Below are 18,492 nucleotides of genomic sequence, written 5' to 3' on the forward strand. Positions count from 1 at the left end.
CCCCATGTCCCGGTATGAAACCGTCATCGGCCTGGAAGTCCATGCCCAGTTGAAAACCAAGAGCAAGATTTTCTGTTCCTGCTCCACCAAGTTCGGAAACGATCCCAACGAGAACGTCTGCGCGGTCTGCTCCGGTATGCCCGGCGTATTGCCCGTGCTCAACGAGAAGGTTGTCGAGTACGCGGTCAAGGCCGGTCTGGCCACCAACTGCGAGATCAATCTCAAGTCCGTGTTCGCGCGCAAGAATTATTTCTACCCCGACCTGCCCAAGGGATACCAGATTTCCCAGTTCGAGCTGCCCATCTGCGAGCACGGCCATGTGGATATCGAGGTGGACGGCAAGAAGAAGCGTGTGGGCCTGACCCGGATTCACATGGAAGAGGACGCGGGCAAGAACATTCACTCCGCCGCCGACAACGCCAGTTTCGTTGATCTCAACCGAACCGGCGTGCCGCTCATAGAGATCGTCTCCGAGCCGGACATGCGCTCCGCAGAGGAGGCCGTGGCCTATCTCAAGGAACTGCGCTCCGTGCTCCTTTATCTCGGCATCTGCGACGGCAACATGGAGGAGGGCAGCTTTCGCTGCGACGCCAACGTTTCCATTCGCCCCTACGGCCAGGAAGAGTTCGGCACCCGTGCGGAGTTGAAAAACCTCAACTCCTTCAAGCACATTCAGAAGGCCATCGAGTACGAAGTGGAACGCCAGACCGATCTCGTCGAGGACGGCGAAGAGGTGGTCCAGGAGACCCGGCTGTATAACGTGGACAAGGGCACCACCCATTCCATGCGCGGCAAGGAGGAGGCTCACGACTACCGGTATTTCCCGGACCCGGATTTGGTGCCTCTGGTGCTGGATCAGGCCTGGATCGACGCGTGGCGTTCCGAATTGCCCGAGTTGCCTTCCGCCAAGCGCGAGCGGTTCATGGCCGAGTACGATCTGGCCGATTACGATGCGGCCCTGATTACCAACGACCTCGCCGTGGCCGATTACTTCGAGGCTGCGGCCAAGGCCTACCCGGGCGACGTCAAGAAAGCCGCCAACTGGGTCGTGGGTGATCTGCTGCCGTTCTGCCATGAGAATACGGTCGAGGCCTGCGAGGTGAAGCTCACCCCGGAAAAGCTGGCCGAGCTGCTGGGTCTCGTGGATGACGGGACCATTTCGGTCAAGATCGGCAAGGATATTTTCCGCGATCTGTGCATGTCAGGCGACGACCCGGCCGAATACGTCAAGTCCAAGGGGCTGGTCCAGATGTCCGACACCTCGGAGCTCGAAGCCATGGTGGACAAGGTCATCAGCGAGCATCCCGAAGAGGTCGAGGCCTTCAAGGGCGGCAAGACGAAACTCATGGGCTTCTTCATGGGCCAGGTCATGCGGCTCTCCAAGGGCCAGGCCAACCCCGGCGTGGTCACGCAGTTGTTCAATAAGAAACTTTCGTAAGGAAGACTGGGGGAATCCTTTTGAGAAGGGGTTCCCTCAGCCCTCTTCCTAAACTGTTCGGCGTCACGTCGCCGGGAAGTACGGAGGGGAGCGGTTTTATTTACTGGCGACGTGGGGGTGCGTTCTCCGTGCTCTTACCTTGAGGACAAAAGTGCGTTCTCCGCACCGTCCGGCGCATACGAGGAGTCGCGTTGACCCCGATACCGCCTGCGCCGCAATAAAAAGTTTTGAAGGGGAGTCCAGAGGGGAAACTTTTCCAAAAGTTTCCCCTCTGGCCGCCGGAGGCAAACAAAAATGACCGAACACATTCAGTATTCTCCCGAAAAAGACGCCTTGATCCTGCTTGACCAGCGATACCTGCCCAATCGGGAGGACTGGTTCGAGTGCAAGACCACGGACGACATCTGCTATGCTCTGGTGGTCATGGTGGTACGCGGCGCGCCCGCCATCGGCGTGACGGCGGCCTATGGCTGCTATCTGGCAGGACGCGAGGTGCAGGGAATGGACGGCGACTGGAAGGCGAACCTTTCGGCCAAGCTGGACCAAATCCACAACGCCAGGCCCACGGCGGTAAACCTGCGTTGGGCCGTGCGCGAGATGCGCCGTCTTTGGGACGAGGCGGGCGATATTTCCCTTGAAGATCTGCTCGGCGTCTGGCTTGCGCGCGCCAAGGAGATTCACGCCGGCGACATCGAAATGTGCGAGCTGATCGGCAAGTTCGGCGGCGAACTCATCGACGACGGCGACACCGTCATGACTCATTGCAATGCGGGCGCTCTGGCCACGGCCGGGTACGGCACGGCGCTGGGCGTGATTCGGGGAGCCATCGACCAGGGCAAAAAGGTCTCGGTCATCGCCAATGAGACCAGGCCGTTTTTGCAAGGCGCGCGGCTGACCGCGTATGAACTACACAAGGACGGCATCCCGGTGAAGGTGGCCTGCGACAACGCCTGCGCGCTCCTCATGAAGCGCGGTCTGGTGGACAAGGTCGTGGTCGGCGCGGACCGGATCACGGCCAACGGCGACGCGGTGAACAAGATTGGAACCTTTGGAGTGGCCATCATTGCGAAAAGGTTCAACATTCCGTTTTATGTCGCCGCACCGGTGTACACCATCGATATCGAGACTCCCACCGGGGACGATGTCCCCATCGAGGACCGCGATCCGCGTGAAGTGACGCATATCGGCGATCATCGCATCCCGCCGGAAGGGGTTGAGGTCTACAATCTGGCCTTTGATCCCACACCTAATGATCTGATAACGGGCATCGTTACAGAAAAAGGTGTTCTTTATCCGCCGTACGACGAGGCTATCCGGAAGCTGTTTGGGAAATAATTCGTGTTGGTGAATGTAATATTGAAGCGGAGTCGTGTTGCGGCTCCGCTTTTTGGGTTTTGTTAAAGGATTTTCTTGTTCTGATTGACACAATTCAATTGAGGTATCTATATTGGTCATAGACCAACATACAGATTCAAGGATGGATTTTCCATGAAGATGAAAAGTGTGAATACTGCCATCGCTCTGTTGATCTCCTCCAGCATGGCGGTTGCGATACTGGAGGCTGTGCTTTGGGTCAACCACGACACCAGGCGAACCGTTTTCAATGAAGGTAAGGAATCCATGGGCAACATGGTCGCGCAGACCATGGCCGCATTGGACAACTACATCGCCCAGACTGACGAGATGGCCCACATGCTCGCTTCGCAGCAGGTTGTTGTCGACGCCCTGGAGGGGCGGGACGCCTTGCCCGCCTCCCTGCTGTTCAAGGATCTCCTGTCCTCATCCGACAATTATTGGGCCGCCTTCGTCTTCGACAGGAATGGGCAAGTGGTCGCAGGGTACAATGCCAAGATGCAGGACCTTGTCGGCGCGGATCGAAGTTCCCGGGAGTATGCCAAGGCCGTTCTTTCGGGCAAGGCCGACCGCTATTTGTCCAATGACATCCTCATCTCCAAGAGCGGCGGCGGGATTCTCATCTTTGCCGCGGCCGGCGCGGTCCGGGACCAAGAGGGCCGGATCGTGGGCGGAGTGGGGCTGTTCCCCAAGTGGGGGAACTTCACCTCCAAGTTCATCGACCCCTTCCGCGTGGCGGGCAGCGGGTATGCGTTCATCCTCGACCATAAGGGGCGGATAATCGCCCATGCGACGAACAAGGACCTGCATCTGGAGGATCTTTCAAAGCAGGATTTCGCGCAGACCGCGTTGGCGGTGAAAAAAGGCGAGACAAACTACCTTTGGGAAGGCCGCCGGAAGTACATGGTTTTCGACACCCTGGAAAGGACCGGCTGGACCGTGGTCATGAGCGCCTACGAGGACGATCTGGCCGCCGCGGCGCACAACCAGCGCAACAAGCTGGCGGTGGCCGGTGTGGTCCTGGGCGTGCTGCTGGTGGGCATGTTGATCTTCGCCGTGCGCAGGATCATCATTTCCCCGGTAAAGAATATTCTCGATTTCGCGTCCAAGGTGGCCGGCGGTGACCTGCAGGCGCAGCTTGAAGGGCGATACAAGTTCGAGTTCCGATCCTTGGCGGAACAGATCGAAGCCATGGTCCACGAACTCAAGACCAAGCTCGGCTTTTCCGAGGGAGTGTTGGCGGGAATAGCTTTGCCGTGCGCCCTGGTGGGCGGGGACCATACCGTGCTGTGGGTCAACCGACAGATGTGCGACCTGCTCAAACGCAACGATCCGCCCGAGAGTTACGCCGGGGTGAAGCCAGGTGCGTTCTTTTTCGGGGATTCCGACAAGGTGACCTTGTCCGACCGGGCTGTGGAGCAGCAGAAACAGTTGGATGACGAAGTGGAGTACGAGCGTGTCGACGGCGCGACCCTCAACGTTCGGATAATCTCCACGCCGTTTTACGATATGGACGGCCAATTGCTCGGCTCGCTGACCATCTGGTTCGATGTGACCGAGATTCGGGGCCAGCAGAAGGTCATTGAGGCGCAGAATGAGCGCATCTCCGTGGCGGCCGGGCAGGCCCGGGAGATTTCCCTGTCCCTGTCCAGTGCGGCCGAAGAGCTTTCGGCCCAGATGGAAGAGGGCAAGCGTGGGTCTGAAAACCAGCGCGCTCGGGCGGGCGAGACAGCTTCGGCCATGGAGGAAATGAACGCCTCGGTGCTTGATGTGGCCCGCAATGCGAGCCAGGCGTCCGAGGACGCGGAACAGGCCAAGACCGATGCGCAGCACGGTCAGAAGATGGTCGACCAGGTTATCGAGGCCGTGGGCGAGGTGCAGACGCGGACCGAGGAACTCAGGCTCTCCATGGAGGGACTCGGGTCCGAGGCCGAAGATATAGGCAACGTGCTCGGCGTCATCACGGACATTGCGGACCAGACCAACCTTTTGGCGCTCAATGCGGCCATTGAGGCGGCCCGGGCCGGGGACGCCGGACGGGGCTTCGCCGTGGTCGCGGACGAGGTCCGCAAGCTGGCCGAGAAGACCATGGCCGCCACCAGCGAGGTGGGTGAGGCGATCCGCCGCATTCAGGACATGACCGGGCGCAACATCGGAGCTACCCAGCAGGCGGCTCAGGCCGTCGAGCGCAGCACCGAGCTGGCCCGCGAGTCGGGTAATGTGCTGCTTGAGATTGTCGGCCGCGTGGCGACCGCCTCGGACCAGGTGCGGATCATCGCCACGGCCGCGGAGGAGCAATCCGCCACCAGCGATGAGATCAACCGGGCCACGGACGAGATCAACAATATCTCCATGGACACGTATCAGGTCATGCAGGAGGCCAATCAGGCCATCCAGGAAGTGGCCGCCATGGCCGTCCGGCTCAACACTGTTATCGAGGATATGGCCGTCACGGATTAACCCGACCCGGCAACAATGGACTCGACATTCGATTGAGGATAAGGTAACCCCGCGCTTCCCGCTCATGGGATGCGCGGGGTTTATATTTTTATAGAGTCTTCAACCGCCCGGAGCCGAGAATGTTGCCGATCGTCGCCCTGGTGGGCCGCCCCAACGTGGGCAAATCCACCCTTTTCAACCGACTTCTCAGGAAGTCGAGATCCATCACCCACGACATGCCGGGGGTGACGCGCGATCGCATCTATGGCGAGTGCATAATGGGGGAAACCCGGTTCGACCTGATCGACACCGGCGGCATGGTCCTGGAATCCGAGGCTACTCCCGAGCTGTCCAAGGATTTCGAGGATGAGATTTTCGAGCAGGCCCGCGACGCCATCGACGAGGCTAATGCCATCGTTTTCGTGGTGGACGGCAAGGAGGGACTGACTCCTCTGGATCAGCAGGCCGCCGAGTTCGTCCGCAAATCCGGCAAGCCGGTGCTTATGCTGGTCAACAAGGTGGACGGCTTCGAATTCGAAGCCGAAATGACCGCCGAATTTCACTCCCTTGGTATCGAATTCCTGCCCGTGTCCGCTGCCCACGGCTACAATTTGTCCGACGTGCGCAACCGAGTTCGCCGCTTCGTCGAAGACCTCGGCCTGCCCATGGACGAGGACGACGGCATGGAGAAGGGCTTGCGCCTGACCATGCTCGGCCGCCCCAATGCAGGCAAGTCCTCGCTTATCAACTCCATCATCGGCAAGGACAGGCTCATCGTATCCGACGTGGCCGGGACAACCCGCGATTCCATCGACGTGACCTTCGAGAAGCAGGGCAAGCGGTACACCTTCGTTGACACGGCAGGGGTGCGCAAGCGGGCGAACATCCAGGATCATCTGGAGAAGATCAGCGTCATCCGCGCGCTCAAGAATTCCAAGCGGTCCGATGTGACCATCTTGACCATCGACATCACGCTGGGCGTGGGCCGTCAGGACAAGCGGCTCATCGAGTTCCTGGCCAAGGAAAAAACACCGTTCATCGTGGTGGTCAACAAGGCGGACCTTATTCCCCGCAACGAGACCAGCCGCGCCCTTGAAGCGTTTCGGGAAGAGCTGCGCGTGATTCCGCATGTGCCCGTGGTCATGACCAGCGCCGTGAAGGGCGTGGGCATCGGCAAATTGCTGCCCTTGGCCGAGACCTTGCGGCGGGAGTGCGAGATACGCGTCGGCACCGGCGAGCTCAACCGCATCATGCAGGCGGTGGTGGAGAAGCTCCAGCCTCCCGTGGTCAAGCGCAAGCGGCCGAAGTTCTACTACGTCACCCAGGCGGACGAGGCCATTCCCACTTTCGTGTTCTTCTGCAACGATCATACTCTCGTCAGGACGTCCTACGTGCGCTACCTGGAGAACCAGTTCCGGAAGATGCTCGGCATCAAGTCCGCGCCCGTGAACATCGTTTTTCGCTCCAGTCACGACAAGAAGGAGTGGGAGAAGGCCCGCGGCATCTCCGCTCTGGGCAAGCGCGGTCCGGGCCGCGAACGTATAGGCGGAGCCAAGACCCGTCGCCACGAAATCAAGTACAAGGCCCTCAAGAGCAAGCGCCGCCGCGATGAGAAAGAGGCCCGGGAGAAGGATGGGGCTGGGAAAAAAGGCAAATAGGGACCATCGTTATTGACAATCCCTGTGGGAAAAGTGTAGACGGACTTTCCTCAATGCGTACCGTAGGTTCATGGGCGCATGAGTAATGGAGAAGTGGCCGAGTTGGCTGAAGGCGCACGCCTGCTAAGCGTGTTATGGGTGTAAAGCTCATACGAGGGTTCAAATCCCTCCTTCTCCGCCAGAAATCTAAGGGTTACGTTGAAAGACGTAACCCTTTTTTTGTTCAACGAATCGTTTTGTGCATCCTTTTGTTCTGATACAGACGGTTTTTCATCCAAAATGCTATCCAAGACGTCGTCCCAATTTCGCATGTCCGGCATGAGCGATTTGATGTAGTTGTCCGTTGTCGTTAAGCGTGCGTGCCCGAGAAGCCGTTTGGGGAACTCTGATGGTTTTTCTGAAGGGGGGTATCCGTTTCCGAATGGGATCAATATCGTTAACTCCCCGCTTTCGCGGCAGAACGTCGCAGAGCGAAAAGCCCGCGCCGAAGGCGCAAACAGGGGATGCAAGGGTGCGAGCCCTTGCCCGCCGGAGGCGAAATCTCCCGACAATTGCCGCGAAGCGGCTTTCAATGCCTGATTTTTCTCATCCGGGGGGTAAAAAGCTAATACCCTTCCCTAATGGGCGAATACTCATAAGCGCCGAAGTTCGCAATATTTGCCATGATTACAGTTGGTTATCTGTCTTCGTTCGGGCGCAGTGGATGAGGTTGTTCAGGACGTTCCCGGCGTCTTCGCCTTCAAATAAGTTGGAAGGTATTGAAATTGCAATGGGTCCGTCATAGAAACAACAATCGTCAACCTCTTGAATCTCGAATGATGTGAAGATGGTCCGATTCCTCGCCCAGTCCGATTATCTGCGGGAGGTGCAACGCACCTTTGGCGGTAGTGGACATATCGACTTCATGGAATTGCTGATCCGGATGCTGTCCGTGGTCCTTCCCATGGTCGCGGTCTATGTCCTGTGGCGGTACAGGCTGCTTATCCAGCTTGTGGCGGGGCGTTGGGTAGCCCGTTTGTTCAGGAGGCGCAAGCGGCGCGCCGTGGAAAATTATCTGGTATCCAAGGGCGTGGTCATCGAGGTCTGCATGTTTTCCGGGGGCGGAGTTGGGCGCAAGCTCTGCGATGCGCGGGTGTCCAGCGTGACCGGGGGACGAATGCAACTGCAACTGCTCAACGTCAGGCCTGCATTCAGTAATCTCAAGCATCAACCAGTAATTTGCTTTGTTCGGCCTTTCGCCTATTCCGGCAAGCGGATCAACGCGTTCACCACTTTGGTGGCCCATGTGAGCAAGCGGGGTGTGGTGCTCAAGGGGTTGAGCCTGTTTACGCCGGTGCGTTACCGGTTCATTTTGCGGCGGCGGCATTCCCGCCAGCGAGTGACCCACGAGGGAGCCATTAGGGTCAAGGCTTGGAGCGCCAGGAAAGCCCGTACATTCTGGTTGTTCCGGCCGGACATGCAGACCGTCAACAACCCGGCCCGCTATGACAGCCGTACGCGTCTGGCGGTGGATAACATTTCGGCGGGCGGTTTGCGTCTGTTCATAGTCAATCCCAAAGGGGGCCTTCCGCCCCTGGATACGGGCAGCCAGCTCGTCCTGCGGGTCAGCATCTGGAATCCCAAGACGCGCAAGTATTCATTTTTTACGGCTCTGGGTATCGTTCGAAGCCGATTCTCCGGGCGTGGCGGGGCTATTGGGCTCGGCATTCAGTTCATGGCCGAGGGCGTAAAAAAAGGCAACCGATACACATGGCGTACGGTGCACGGAGAAATACCGTCTCTGGCGCAGTTCCTGGACGGAATGGGTGGGTAGCTACTTTTTGCGGCACTCCGAGCAGACGCCGTAGAGATACATCTTGTGGCGTTGCAGGGTGAAGCCGTGTTTTTCGGCGAGCTGCTCCTGGCGGTGTTCGATGATCTCGTCCACGATCTCGATGTTTTTGCCGCATCGCTCGCAAATGAGATGATCGTGGTGATCCTTGCCGTAGCTGGGTTCGTAACGGGTTACGCCGTCCGCGAAGTCCAGGGGCTCGATCAGCCCGGAGTCGCTGAGAAGCTTGAGGGTTCTGTAGACCGTTGCCTGCCCGATGGAGGCGTCCCGTTTTTTGACGAGAGCATAGAGCTCCTCCGAGGAAAGGTGGTCGTTCCTTTTGAGCAACGTATCAAGAATGATGCGTCGCTGGGGCGTCATCTTCAGGTTCTCGTTGGCCAGATACTCGGCAAAAACATCTTGCGGGGCTTTCATGGGATATCCCGTCGTTTTGTTTGGAATTCAGTCAATTCCTTACATACGGGAAGCTTATGAAGGTGTCAAATAGGAATCAAATTGGCGGGAAATCCCCATCTCACTGTTCGATCTCCTTTTGTTTCTTGACATTCCGGAAGACGGTTTCTACAAACGATTTCCTGCAAATCGGCGTCGCCATGCGCGACACCATACCCGGAGAGGTGGCAGAGTTCGGTTTAATGCGCTGGTCTTGAAAACCAGAGACGGTGTGAGCCGTCCGGGGGTTCGAATCCCTCCCTCTCCGCCAAATTTTAAAATCACTTCTCTTAAAGTGTCAGGAGCCCTCGTTTAGAGGGCTTTTTGTTTTATTTTGATAGGTTGTGAAGTGTTTTGTCGTTGTCATCTAACACGATAGAGAAAAGGCAACTAAGAAATAAAGGTCTGACAGGAAATGATGATGAAAGAAAAAACTATTTCCATTAATGACGTTATTAAGAGTGCGCTGAAAAAACGATAATGGAGATGTTTGCAGGGTGTACAAATACATATTGCATTGCGGTGTGTTTTGTCGTCGCAGATATACTGCTTGATTTAATGATTATCCGTCATCAAGGATAGAAATGGTACCAATGGTGTTCGTGTATGTCGTGATGGTGAATTTAGAATTGTGTATTTGCGGAACTTTATGATTGGCGTGCCTGCTTTAAATGCTATATTTTATAGAAAATCAAATGGTTGGGCTGTTTGCCATATCAACTCCAAAATTATAAGGTTAGAGAATGTCAAATTGCGTAAAGAATGAGAGAGAAGTAAATTTCGATATATTACGTAGTCTAGCGATCATGGCTGTTATAGCTATTCACTCAACATACTCCGGGTGGCAATGGTATGGTGACTTGGGTGGTAGTTGGAATTATTATTTTACATTGATAATAAAGCAGTTTTATTGTTTCGCAGTTCCTTCGTTTTTCTTTATGTCGGGGTATTTCTTTTCTTCTAAAATGGGGAATGACTGGAAAAAGGAAACGGAGCACATCGTAAAGAGAATGGAGAGAATTCTGGTTCCATATCTAGTGTGGTCAGTTATCGTTTTTTTTATTGTGAAAGGTAAAAAAAATATTGTCATTTTTTTGAATGATCTTCTTTCAGGAAAGGTTGTTGGTGCATACTATTATATAATTGTTCTTGCTATATTTACTTTGTTGTCCCCTTTGCTGGTTAGGCTGAAAGACAAATCGTATGGTTTGATGCTTGTCCTTCTTATTAATACAATAAACATTGTTGTTGTCTATTTTTATCGAATCAAGCTCGGTCATAATTTCAATTGGTGGTATGCCGCTTTTCCTTTTACGACGTGGATATCATTTTACTATTTCGGTATTTTGTATAGATATGGTAAAGTGCCGCGTTTCATATTGAATATCCAGCCTAAAAAGGCGATGGCGATCGTGCTGGCAATGCTTTTTTTGTCCTTGTTCGAAGCTTTTGCTCTTGTCAGTTTGTGGGGACAATATTCTGGCGCTGCATCTTCTAGCAAGTTCTCTTCATTCCTTTATTCTTTTTCAATCATCATTTTCTTTATTTCGATTCGCAAACTGGATTTATGGTTCCCATATATATTGAAAGTAATCAGTAGTTATTCTTTCGGAATATACTTAATCCATGAAATAATCAGAGGTGGGTTGGTGCGTTATGTTTTTGGTGCCGCACTTGAGGATGTTCAACCTGTTTTGCAACTCTTGGTATTCTCTTCCACTTTATTTTTGAGCATTTTAGTAATTTGCATTGCTAAAGAAATGATTCCAAATCATATTTGTACAAAATACTTAGGTTTTTAATTTTACATTGCGCATGTTTTGTTTGCGCTTTTTTTATTCAGATCTTCTCTGTGGTTGGGGGATAAAAAAAGGCGGCCGTTGAGGCCGCCTTTTTCGTTTGATTGGTTTGCCCGGTTCGTGGAACCGGAGGCAGTTTAGTTGGGGTTAGGGGCAGGGCAGGGAGACTCTGGGTGTTTGGGGGCGAGGTTTTGTCGCCGTCGGTTGTTCGCCTTGTTCAAGTTTCTCGACGAGGCATTTGGCGCGGAACAGCGCGGACGGGTAATCCGCACAGACGTTTTCGGGGCCGACGAGAGCTTTGGTGCCCATGGCGCGGAGAACGCGGCGGACGCCTTCGTTGATGTCCGCGAGGACTACGGTCGTTCCGGTCCGATGCGCCTTGTGAATGACGTTTTCAAGCGCCTCGATGGCCGTCGCGTCGATGTGGTTGACGTGGCTCAGTTTGATGATGAGCACCTTGGGCGGCGTGCGGGTAAATTGCATGATGTCCATGAACCGCTGGGCCATGCCGAAGAAGAACGGGCCTTCGACTTCGTAGCTTGCGATCTGGTCATGGTAGTTGGAATCGGGAAGGGTGTCGGTTTCCTTCTCCATGGGAACTTCGCATACGCTGCCTACTTCGCTCATGCGCTTCATGAACAGCAGGGCTGCGAGCACCACGCCCACCTGCACCGCGACCGTCAGGTCTACGAATACCGTCAACGAGAAGGTAATCAGCAGAACCAGTGAATCTGCCTTCGGAGCGTGCAGCAGGCGCTTGAAGCGGTGCAGTTCGCTCATGTCCCAGGCGACGAAAGTCAGGATGGCGGCCAGGCTCGCGAGCGGGATGTGGTACAACAGCTTGGAGCAGAACATCAGGAAGACCACGAGAGTGATGACGTGTATGATGCCCGATACCGGGGAATAGGCTCCCGCCCGGATGTTGGTGGCGGTACGGGCAATGGCCCCGGTGGCGGGGATGCCGCCGAACATTGCCGAGGCGATGTTGGCGAAGCCCTGGGCAACCAGTTCCATCGAGGGGTTGTGCCGCTTTCCGGTCATGCCGTCCGCCACGACCGCGCTGAGCAGGGATTCGATGCCCGCCAGCAGCGCAATGGTCAGGGCTTCCGGCAGCAGTACGCGGATGGATTCGAGGCTGAACGCGGGATACTGCAAATGGGGCATTTCCGCCGGGATGCCGCCGAAGTGGGAGCCGATGGTTTCGATGGGCAGATGCAGAACCCAGGTGGCGAGGGTGGCGAAGAAGATGCCGACGATGTGGGCGGGGAGTCTGGGGACGAACTGCCGCACCAGAATCATGATCGCGAGGGTGCCGAGACTCACTCCCAGGGCGGCGCCGCTGAAGGTCGGAAGCGCGTTGGCGCAAGCGGCGATCCTGTCGAGGAATCCGGACGGCACGGAAGCTAGGCCGAGGCCGAAGAAGTCCTTGAGCTGGGTGGTCACGATGAGCAGTGCAATGCCGGTCGTGAAGCCGGTGACGACCGGATAGGGGATGAACCGCAGGAATTTACCGAAATTGAAAATGCCCATGAGCACCAGCAGGACGCCCGCCAGCAGCATGGTCACGACCAGCCCTTCATAGCCGTGCCGGGCGATGACGCTCGCGACGATGACGACGAAGGCGCCGGTGGGGCCGCCGATCTGGAAACGCGAGCCGCCAAAGGCGGAAATGATGAAGCCCGCGACGATGGAGGTGAACAGTCCCTGTTCAGGTGTCGCTCCGGAAGCGATGGCGAAGGCCATGGCCAACGGCAGGGCCACGATGCCCACTGTTACGCCGGAACCCAAATCCCGGGCCAGATTGTTGATGGAATAGCCTTCCCGAAGGGAAGACCACAGAGCGGGGATGAGATCCACGCTAAAGTACTTTGCAAAAGACATAAAACGTCCCCAATGGCAATGTTTCGCCGATGGGCACAGGCAGGTCCGGCCAATCCGACTCTGCGGTCGGGCCATGTCTGGAGGCTCATAAAAGGCAGGTTGAAAAAAAGCAGCCCACCCAAATAGTCAGGGTAAGTTCCGCTGTCAAGGTGAATCGTATTCCGCGAATAGTTCCCATTTAATAGGCAGTTCGCGGGCTTGTTTCTCCTTTTCCCCCATGGTGAAAAGGGAGCCGCCGCTTGTCGTGGAGGCTTCGTTTGATCGCATGGGAATCGTTTTGCTTCATGGCGGGAACGTGATGTTTGGGTGAAGTTCCGGCGGTTTTTGGGGGGCTACTTCACTCCAATGGATATGTATGGTAGGGAAAGTCTGCCTGGTATGTGATTCCGGCTTTGGAGTTCATATGAGACAGTTTATCGGGATGGTTGTTATAGTCTGCGCGGTCGTGCTCCTGGGGCGGACCTCTGGAGCCGAGGAATTGGCCGATGTGGTGTGGGAGCTGGTTGAGGAGGTCGAGCGGCACCCGGAAAGTGCCGACGCGCAGAAACGGGCGGGTGGAGCGTATCTGCTTCTGGCCCGCGAAGTGGGGGAAAATCCGGCCCGTGAAGTGTTCGGGGCCATGGCGGATTTTCACCTCGACCAGGCCGTGCAGCTTGATCCAGACGATATGGAAGCGCTGGAGTGGCTGGGCGAGACGGCCGTGCTCAACATGGACCCTTCGAAGGCAGCCGCCGTGTTCGAGGAGTTGGTCCGCCGCCAGACCGATCCCGCCGAGGGGAAGAACCTGGTCCAGTTGCATACTTGCTATCAATGGCTGACCGACCCGTGGCGGGGGGTGGCGTTCTATCGTTCCCAATTGGAGCGGATGCCCGATTGGCCTCAGGTGAAGTTTCTGATGGCGTCCTTTCTGCTGGACATGGATCGGGCTGAAGCCCTCGACATCCTGTTGGAGCTGGCTTCGTCACCTGGTACTCCGGAGGGACTTCGGGCCACGGTCCGCGCCGCGCTGAAGGAGGAGTTATGACCCTCCGTCCGTTGTTTCTTCTGCTGGCGTTTCTCGGGTTATCCCTGCCGGCCTTTGCCGCTCCACAAGATTATTTTGCCAGAAAACAGCAATTGTACACGGAGTGGGAAAAGGTCAGGCTCAATTATCCCGACGCTTCCCAACGGGCCGCCGCTTTTAAGCGGTATATCACCGATCCACTGGAGAAAATGGACAACGATCGGATCGGCGATTTTTACAAGGTGTGCAAGGAGGCCGACATTCCGGTGGACGACCAGCTTTTCTCCGCCGGTTCTCCTCCCGGCAGCCCCAGCTTCAAGCCGGGTGGGGACCTTGATGTCATGGCGCGAGACCCCCAGGCGTACTACCGCTTTAAGAAGGCCGCCCGGCAGTACGGCTTGAAGGTTGCGACCAACGGCAACTCCATCACGATCGAATCCCATGAAGTGACGATGCATCTGCCGGATTCGAAATACAGCAACCCCACCAGCGCGGCCAATCGGATGAAGGCCATGGCGAGCGACATGGAAGCCGCCGAAGGATACGCCCTGGGGTCGGGAACAACCATTCCCCATGGCAAAGGGGCGGTGCGTCTCGAGCGGGGCATCATGAATACGCCGATTGTCGCTATCGGGGATTTCTACAAAAAAGGGCACGAGGCCGACCATTTCCTTAAAGGACCTTACAATCGGCAGAAGGTCATTGAATCCCTCAATTTCGGCAACAAGGCGGCCTATAAGGCGAGCGGCGCGTTGAAAAGCGCGGGCATCAATCCCGGGATGTCCATTCACCGCATGAATCTCGCCGAGCTGGACGAGTTGCTCGGCAACCGGACCGGGCAGGAAGCCATTGATTTTGCGCGTCAGTACAATCGCAGGACCTTCCAGCAACTGGGAGAGATGCGTGAACTGGCGGCGGCACAGTCGGCCAAGGATATCGCCACAGTTCGGCAGCAGATACAAGCCCTCAAAAAGGCTGGCAATTACAGGGAGGCCACGGCTCTCAGGCAGCAGCTCAATACAACGAGGGAGCAGGTCCAGCGCGTGGCGGAGCTGTCCGGCCGCAAGAGCCTGGTCAGCGAAGTCTTCAGCAATGCGGACGATGTCGGGGACGCCACAAGTGGCAAGCGCGGCGCGGAAATGCTCCGGAAGCTTTCGAAGAATCTGGAGAAAGTCACCCCAGCCCTGAAAAAGCTGGGAGCCATGCTCGTCAAGGCGGCGGTGTGGGCGGGCAGGCTCGCCCAAGTGTATGAAGTCTCCAAGATGTATGACCGGGCCGAAGAGCGCGAGGCCGAATGGGCCAGGCGGATCGGGCGGGACCCGTCCACAGGCGGCATCGCCAAGGAATTTCTGTTCGAGGCCCTCGGGTTTCATCAGTCCAAGCTTGAGGCCGAGGAAGCCTTGCGCCGCGCGGGCAAGGACCCCAATGAAATGCTGACCTGGGACTTTATGAAGCATTTCGTCATGAACGAGACCGACTACCTCATCAAGGCATATAATCCGCTGGTGCATCTGAGCCCGACCGAGAGGTTCTACAAATACTTGCGGGACAACCCTGACGCGGCCAAACAATTGCTCGGCAAGCCTGTCGCGCCCAAGCCTCTGGCCGAGACGCCGTCCGATATACCCCTGATGGTGGCCGCATCCGTCAAGGGAGCTGAGGACGACGGGGAAAAGGAGGGCGAAGCTGTCCTGCCCCCGATGATCGCCGCCTCTCTCAAGAAGGATGAGGCCAAGGACGACGGGAAGCCCAAGGCGTCCGAAAGCGGCGTGGGGGATGATGCCGAACCGTCGCCAATGGTGGCCGTTTCCACGGGGAAAAAGGAACCCGAGCCCGAGGCTGAGCCCGAACCGGCGGTGAAACCGACGTCCAAGTCAGAACCTGCGGTACAGCCGGTCGGCAGCGGGTTCAATTCGGGCCGGAATTATGCGGTCAAAGCCATCGCCCTGGATCTGGAGTCCAGAATGTGCCCCTCCGGCACTTCCTCGGCGCGGTTCGAGGGGGTGGTCCAGGGCAGTGAAATGACGGTTATCGTGCGGCAGGACGGGGTTGATTACGTCATTTCCGGACAAAAGGCCCAATACCTGCTCGTGCGCAACGGATACATCAGGAATCAGAAAAATTGCGGGTACGTCACCACAGGCAAATACAAACAGTTCGGTCCGGGCATCACCCAAGGCGGAAACGAGGGAGCCAAGAAGTCCCACGGCGAGTGCGTGGAGCAATATTGCCCCGGTTGCGTCCAGGACCAATTGCTCGGCGTGGGGTTCGGCCACAGCCGTCCTCAGGTGGACGAGGGCGAAGTGCGCGACACCCGTTGCGCCGATTGTCTGGAAGCCAATCGTGATAAAATCAACGCATGTACCGATTGGGGGAATCAATGAGTGTTTTCGGGCGGGCGATACTGATTTGGGCGGCCGTGCTCCTGTCGGCTCCAGCGGTTCTTGCCGACGGGTTCGACGGCCTGGAGCCGGGGCGGTCCTGCCGGGGCGAGGTCTATCGGAAGTTGGGCGAGCCGATCAGCGTGGCCACCGGGGGGAAGATTTGTTATTTCGATCCCGCTCCGTACAAGGGGAAAACAGTCCGGGCCGTGTTTTTCGATTCCGGCATCCTGCGGGAGATCGTTCTTGAGCCCGGGGCGAGTTATTCCAGGGAACAGTACGAAAAATGGCTGGGCCTGGGAACGCCGAGCGGTCACATGGAGCGGGACGGCATCCGGACGACCCTATACGACGGGCAAGGAGTCAAGCTCGTCCACGAGAGTTTGTCGCCCGACAGCCTTGTCGCGAGCTATGTTCACTACAGTGCCGATGGTTGGGAAACGGAAAAACAGCGGGCCGCATTGGAAGACCGGTTCCATGCGGCCGTGGACAAGGGGGATTGCGCGGAAATGCGGTCCGCCTTCACCTCGGGGCAGAAGCGGTTTCCGAACGTTGCCTGGTTTTACGCCGATGAGATATCGTGGACCGTGAAATGCGACCCGGATTTTCGGCAAAAGACAAACCATCTTGTTTCATTGTCGATCAAGTCGGCGGAATTGAACCCCACGGATGATGCGTATAGATTCCTCGCGTTTGTCCATGTCTCCATTACCAAAGATCCTGCCAAGGCGCTGGCCGCGTTTAATCATCTCGATTTGAACGAGCACCCGGATATACACGCCTACCTGGGCGGCTGTTATATGGAATTGGGAAACAAGGCCGAAGCCAGGAAGCATTTTCAAGCCTATTTGAAGCAGTTCCCGAATGGCGAACTCGCTGCCACCTCGCGCGCCGCCTTGAAAAAATTGAAGTAAAAGTCCGGCGGCGCGCAAGCCGGGCCGCCGGACTATCCGGGAGGAGTGTTGGAAGTCTCTTTCCGCTGCGTTCCCGGGTTGGCTGTTCGGTTCCAATCGTCCCCAATCAGGCCGTTAACGGGAATACCGCTCCTCTTTCCACGGATCGGCCGAGTTGCTGTATCCGCGTTTTTCCCAGTAGCCCAGTTCGTCTCGAGAGACTACCTTCAGGCCTTCCACCCATTTTGCGCTTTTGTAGAGATATCTGTCGGGAACCACGGCCCTTACCGGTGCGCCGTTGGCCCGGGGCAGCGGTTTGCCGGAAAGGGTGTGCGCCAAGAAGACGTCGGCCTTTCGCGCATCGTCGAGCGGTATGCTCGTGGTGTAACCGTGTGCGGCTTGGATGACGATGAACCCCTTGTCGATTTTTGGGCGAGCCCTTTCCAGAAGGGTGGAGAGAAGGACGCCGCGCCAGGATGAATCGAGCAGGGTCCAGCCGGTCACGCAGTGGATGTCGCAGGTGATGTCCGATTGCTCGAACTTCATCAATTCCTCGAAATCCACGGTGTAGGGGTGTTCTACTTCGCCATGGACGCGCAGACGGAAATCCTCGATGCGGGGCGATCCGGGTTTTCCGCCCATGTCCTCAATGAGCTCGATGGCGGTTTGGCCCGGGGGAATACGGGGCTTTCCGTCTTTTCGGACTTCTTCTGCAAGGCTTTTTTGCCTGGCCTCCGAAACCGTGGCGAACAGGCCGGGCAGTCCGATGTTGACCACGGTTCCGGCTGCGACGGCAAGGAACAGGCGTCTGGAGAGCATATTGTCTTCTTTCATGAAGTCTCCTTGGCGGAGTTGATCATTTCAAGGACGGCGGCGAACAGAGAACTGCCCGTCCGCCCGGGCCGTGCGCACGGCCGGGACTTCGCCACTCTTGCAAATTATCAAAGAGCGATCGGAAGAACAAGGATGAACCAATCCCGGCTGCATACGCAACGGCATTCCCATCAAGCCGGGGCCTAGACAGTGATGAGAGTTTCCCGGCTGCGGAGGAGTTCGGTCAACGGATAGCCCCATAAAATCACCTCCATGCCGAGGTCCTGGAGCCTGCTTTTGACACCGAGCCTGTCGGCGCACGCCTCACATGCGCTGAATTCGACTCCTTCCTGCTGGGCTTCGCGCACCAAAGCCCGGATGTTTTCGTCCTCGGCGACCAGCTTTGCGGTCGCGCCCCAGACGATGACCCTGACCCGCTTCCACCATCCGCGCATTGCGGACGCCTTGGCGTACATCAGAACCATCATTTCCGATGTCACCGGGTCGGCATTGGTCCACAGAATATTCAATGTGTCCTTGTCCATGGGGGTTCTCCTTGTTCCGATTGGTT

Annotated in this window: 13 protein-coding genes and 2 tRNA genes; 11 read left to right on the forward strand and 4 right to left on the reverse strand. The window is 56.7% G+C overall.

Translation table 11 applies throughout. The features are described from left to right. Positions 1-4 precede the first annotated feature (4 nt). The 6 genes from gatB to PSN43_RS10410 all read left to right on the forward strand — a co-directional run bounded on the left by gatB (position 5) and on the right by PSN43_RS10410 (position 8,701). Positions 5-1,438 carry an Asp-tRNA(Asn)/Glu-tRNA(Gln) amidotransferase subunit GatB gene (gene gatB, locus PSN43_RS10385; RefSeq protein WP_272700654.1) on the forward strand — a complete coding sequence of 478 codons (1,434 nt, stop codon included), beginning with the start codon at positions 5-7 and terminating at the stop codon, positions 1,436-1,438. 294 nt (positions 1,439-1,732) lie between these two features. Beyond that, the gene (gene mtnA, locus PSN43_RS10390; RefSeq protein ID WP_272700655.1) at positions 1,733-2,773 is read left to right on the forward strand and encodes an S-methyl-5-thioribose-1-phosphate isomerase; all 1,041 of its coding nucleotides are present in this window, start codon (positions 1,733-1,735) and stop codon (positions 2,771-2,773) included. A 153-nt stretch (positions 2,774-2,926) separates the two neighbouring features. After that, on the forward strand, positions 2,927-5,251 hold the full coding sequence (locus tag PSN43_RS10395; protein WP_272700656.1) for a methyl-accepting chemotaxis protein: 2,325 nt from the start codon (positions 2,927-2,929) through the stop codon (positions 5,249-5,251). A gap of 119 nt (positions 5,252-5,370) precedes the next feature. Continuing rightward, the gene (gene der, locus PSN43_RS10400) at positions 5,371-6,888 is read left to right on the forward strand and encodes a ribosome biogenesis GTPase Der (protein WP_272700657.1); all 1,518 of its coding nucleotides are present in this window, start codon (positions 5,371-5,373) and stop codon (positions 6,886-6,888) included. 87 nt (positions 6,889-6,975) lie between these two features. Further along, positions 6,976-7,069: transfer RNA gene (locus tag PSN43_RS10405), tRNA-Ser, on the forward strand. 645 nt (positions 7,070-7,714) lie between these two features. Beyond that, on the forward strand, positions 7,715-8,701 hold the full coding sequence (locus tag PSN43_RS10410; protein ID WP_272700658.1) for a hypothetical protein: 987 nt from the start codon (positions 7,715-7,717) through the stop codon (positions 8,699-8,701). On the opposite strand, the gene PSN43_RS10415 is transcribed toward PSN43_RS10410, so the two are convergent. Next, positions 8,702-9,133, reverse strand: coding sequence for a Fur family transcriptional regulator (locus PSN43_RS10415; RefSeq protein ID WP_272700659.1), 432 nt, complete (start codon positions 9,131-9,133; stop codon positions 8,702-8,704). A gap of 197 nt (positions 9,134-9,330) precedes the next feature. Here PSN43_RS10415 and PSN43_RS10420 point away from each other — a divergent pair. Beyond that, positions 9,331-9,422: transfer RNA gene (locus PSN43_RS10420), tRNA-Ser, on the forward strand. 472 nt (positions 9,423-9,894) lie between these two features. Continuing rightward, positions 9,895-10,953, forward strand: a complete 1,059-nt coding sequence (locus PSN43_RS10425) for an acyltransferase (RefSeq protein WP_272700660.1) — start codon at positions 9,895-9,897, stop codon at positions 10,951-10,953. Positions 10,954-11,097: 144 nt separating this feature from the next. Here PSN43_RS10425 and PSN43_RS10430 read toward each other — a convergent pair whose 3' ends face one another. Further along, a complete protein-coding gene (locus PSN43_RS10430) occupies positions 11,098-12,807 on the reverse strand; it encodes a SulP family inorganic anion transporter (protein ID WP_272700661.1) in 1,710 nt (569 codons plus the stop codon). Positions 12,808-13,234: 427 nt separating this feature from the next. Here PSN43_RS10430 and PSN43_RS10435 point away from each other — a divergent pair, with 427 nt between their 5' ends. The 3 genes from PSN43_RS10435 (at position 13,235) to PSN43_RS10445 (ending at position 17,129) form a co-directional block, all read left to right on the forward strand. Further along, positions 13,235-13,855 (forward strand): hypothetical protein, encoded by a 621-nt coding sequence (locus PSN43_RS10435; RefSeq protein ID WP_272700662.1) that lies wholly within the window; start codon positions 13,235-13,237, stop codon positions 13,853-13,855. A gap of 188 nt (positions 13,856-14,043) precedes the next feature. Continuing rightward, the gene (locus tag PSN43_RS10440; protein WP_272700663.1) at positions 14,044-16,218 is read left to right on the forward strand and encodes a hypothetical protein; all 2,175 of its coding nucleotides are present in this window, start codon (positions 14,044-14,046) and stop codon (positions 16,216-16,218) included. Between the two features lie 206 nt (positions 16,219-16,424). Next, positions 16,425-17,129, forward strand: a complete 705-nt coding sequence (locus PSN43_RS10445) for a tetratricopeptide repeat protein (RefSeq protein ID WP_272700664.1) — start codon at positions 16,425-16,427, stop codon at positions 17,127-17,129. Between the two features lie 114 nt (positions 17,130-17,243). Here the strand turns inward: PSN43_RS10445 and PSN43_RS10450 are convergent, their stop codons facing one another. Further along, complete coding sequence (locus PSN43_RS10450; protein WP_272700665.1) at positions 17,244-17,942, reverse strand: molybdopterin-dependent oxidoreductase; 699 nt, start codon at positions 17,940-17,942, stop codon at positions 17,244-17,246. A gap of 182 nt (positions 17,943-18,124) precedes the next feature. Then, positions 18,125-18,466, reverse strand: coding sequence for a DsrE family protein (locus tag PSN43_RS10455; RefSeq protein WP_272700666.1), 342 nt, complete (start codon positions 18,464-18,466; stop codon positions 18,125-18,127). Between the last annotated feature and the right edge of the window lie 26 nt (positions 18,467-18,492).

This window comes from Desulfovibrio sp. Fe33 (genome assembly GCF_028532725.1).
GTDB lineage: Bacteria > Desulfobacterota > Desulfovibrionia > Desulfovibrionales > Desulfovibrionaceae > Pseudodesulfovibrio.

Coding starts and splice junctions, on each gene's coding strand:
- PSN43_RS10395 (WP_272700656.1), top strand. CDS start 2,927: ATGAAGATGAAAAGTGTGAATACTGCCATCGCTCTGTTGATCTCCTCC.
- gatB (WP_272700654.1), top strand. CDS start 5: ATGTCCCGGTATGAAACCGTCATCGGCCTGGAAGTCCATGCCCAGTTG.
- der (WP_272700657.1), top strand. CDS start 5,371: ATGTTGCCGATCGTCGCCCTGGTGGGCCGCCCCAACGTGGGCAAATCC.
- PSN43_RS10425 (WP_272700660.1), top strand. CDS start 9,895: ATGTCAAATTGCGTAAAGAATGAGAGAGAAGTAAATTTCGATATATTA.
- PSN43_RS10440 (WP_272700663.1), top strand. CDS start 14,044: ATGGACAACGATCGGATCGGCGATTTTTACAAGGTGTGCAAGGAGGCC.
- PSN43_RS10435 (WP_272700662.1), top strand. CDS start 13,235: ATGAGACAGTTTATCGGGATGGTTGTTATAGTCTGCGCGGTCGTGCTC.
- mtnA (WP_272700655.1), top strand. CDS start 1,733: ATGACCGAACACATTCAGTATTCTCCCGAAAAAGACGCCTTGATCCTG.
- PSN43_RS10455 (WP_272700666.1), bottom strand. CDS start 18,466: ATGGACAAGGACACATTGAATATTCTGTGGACCAATGCCGACCCGGTG.
- PSN43_RS10410 (WP_272700658.1), top strand. CDS start 7,715: ATGGTCCGATTCCTCGCCCAGTCCGATTATCTGCGGGAGGTGCAACGC.
- PSN43_RS10450 (WP_272700665.1), bottom strand. CDS start 17,942: ATGAAAGAAGACAATATGCTCTCCAGACGCCTGTTCCTTGCCGTCGCA.
- PSN43_RS10415 (WP_272700659.1), bottom strand. CDS start 9,133: ATGAAAGCCCCGCAAGATGTTTTTGCCGAGTATCTGGCCAACGAGAAC.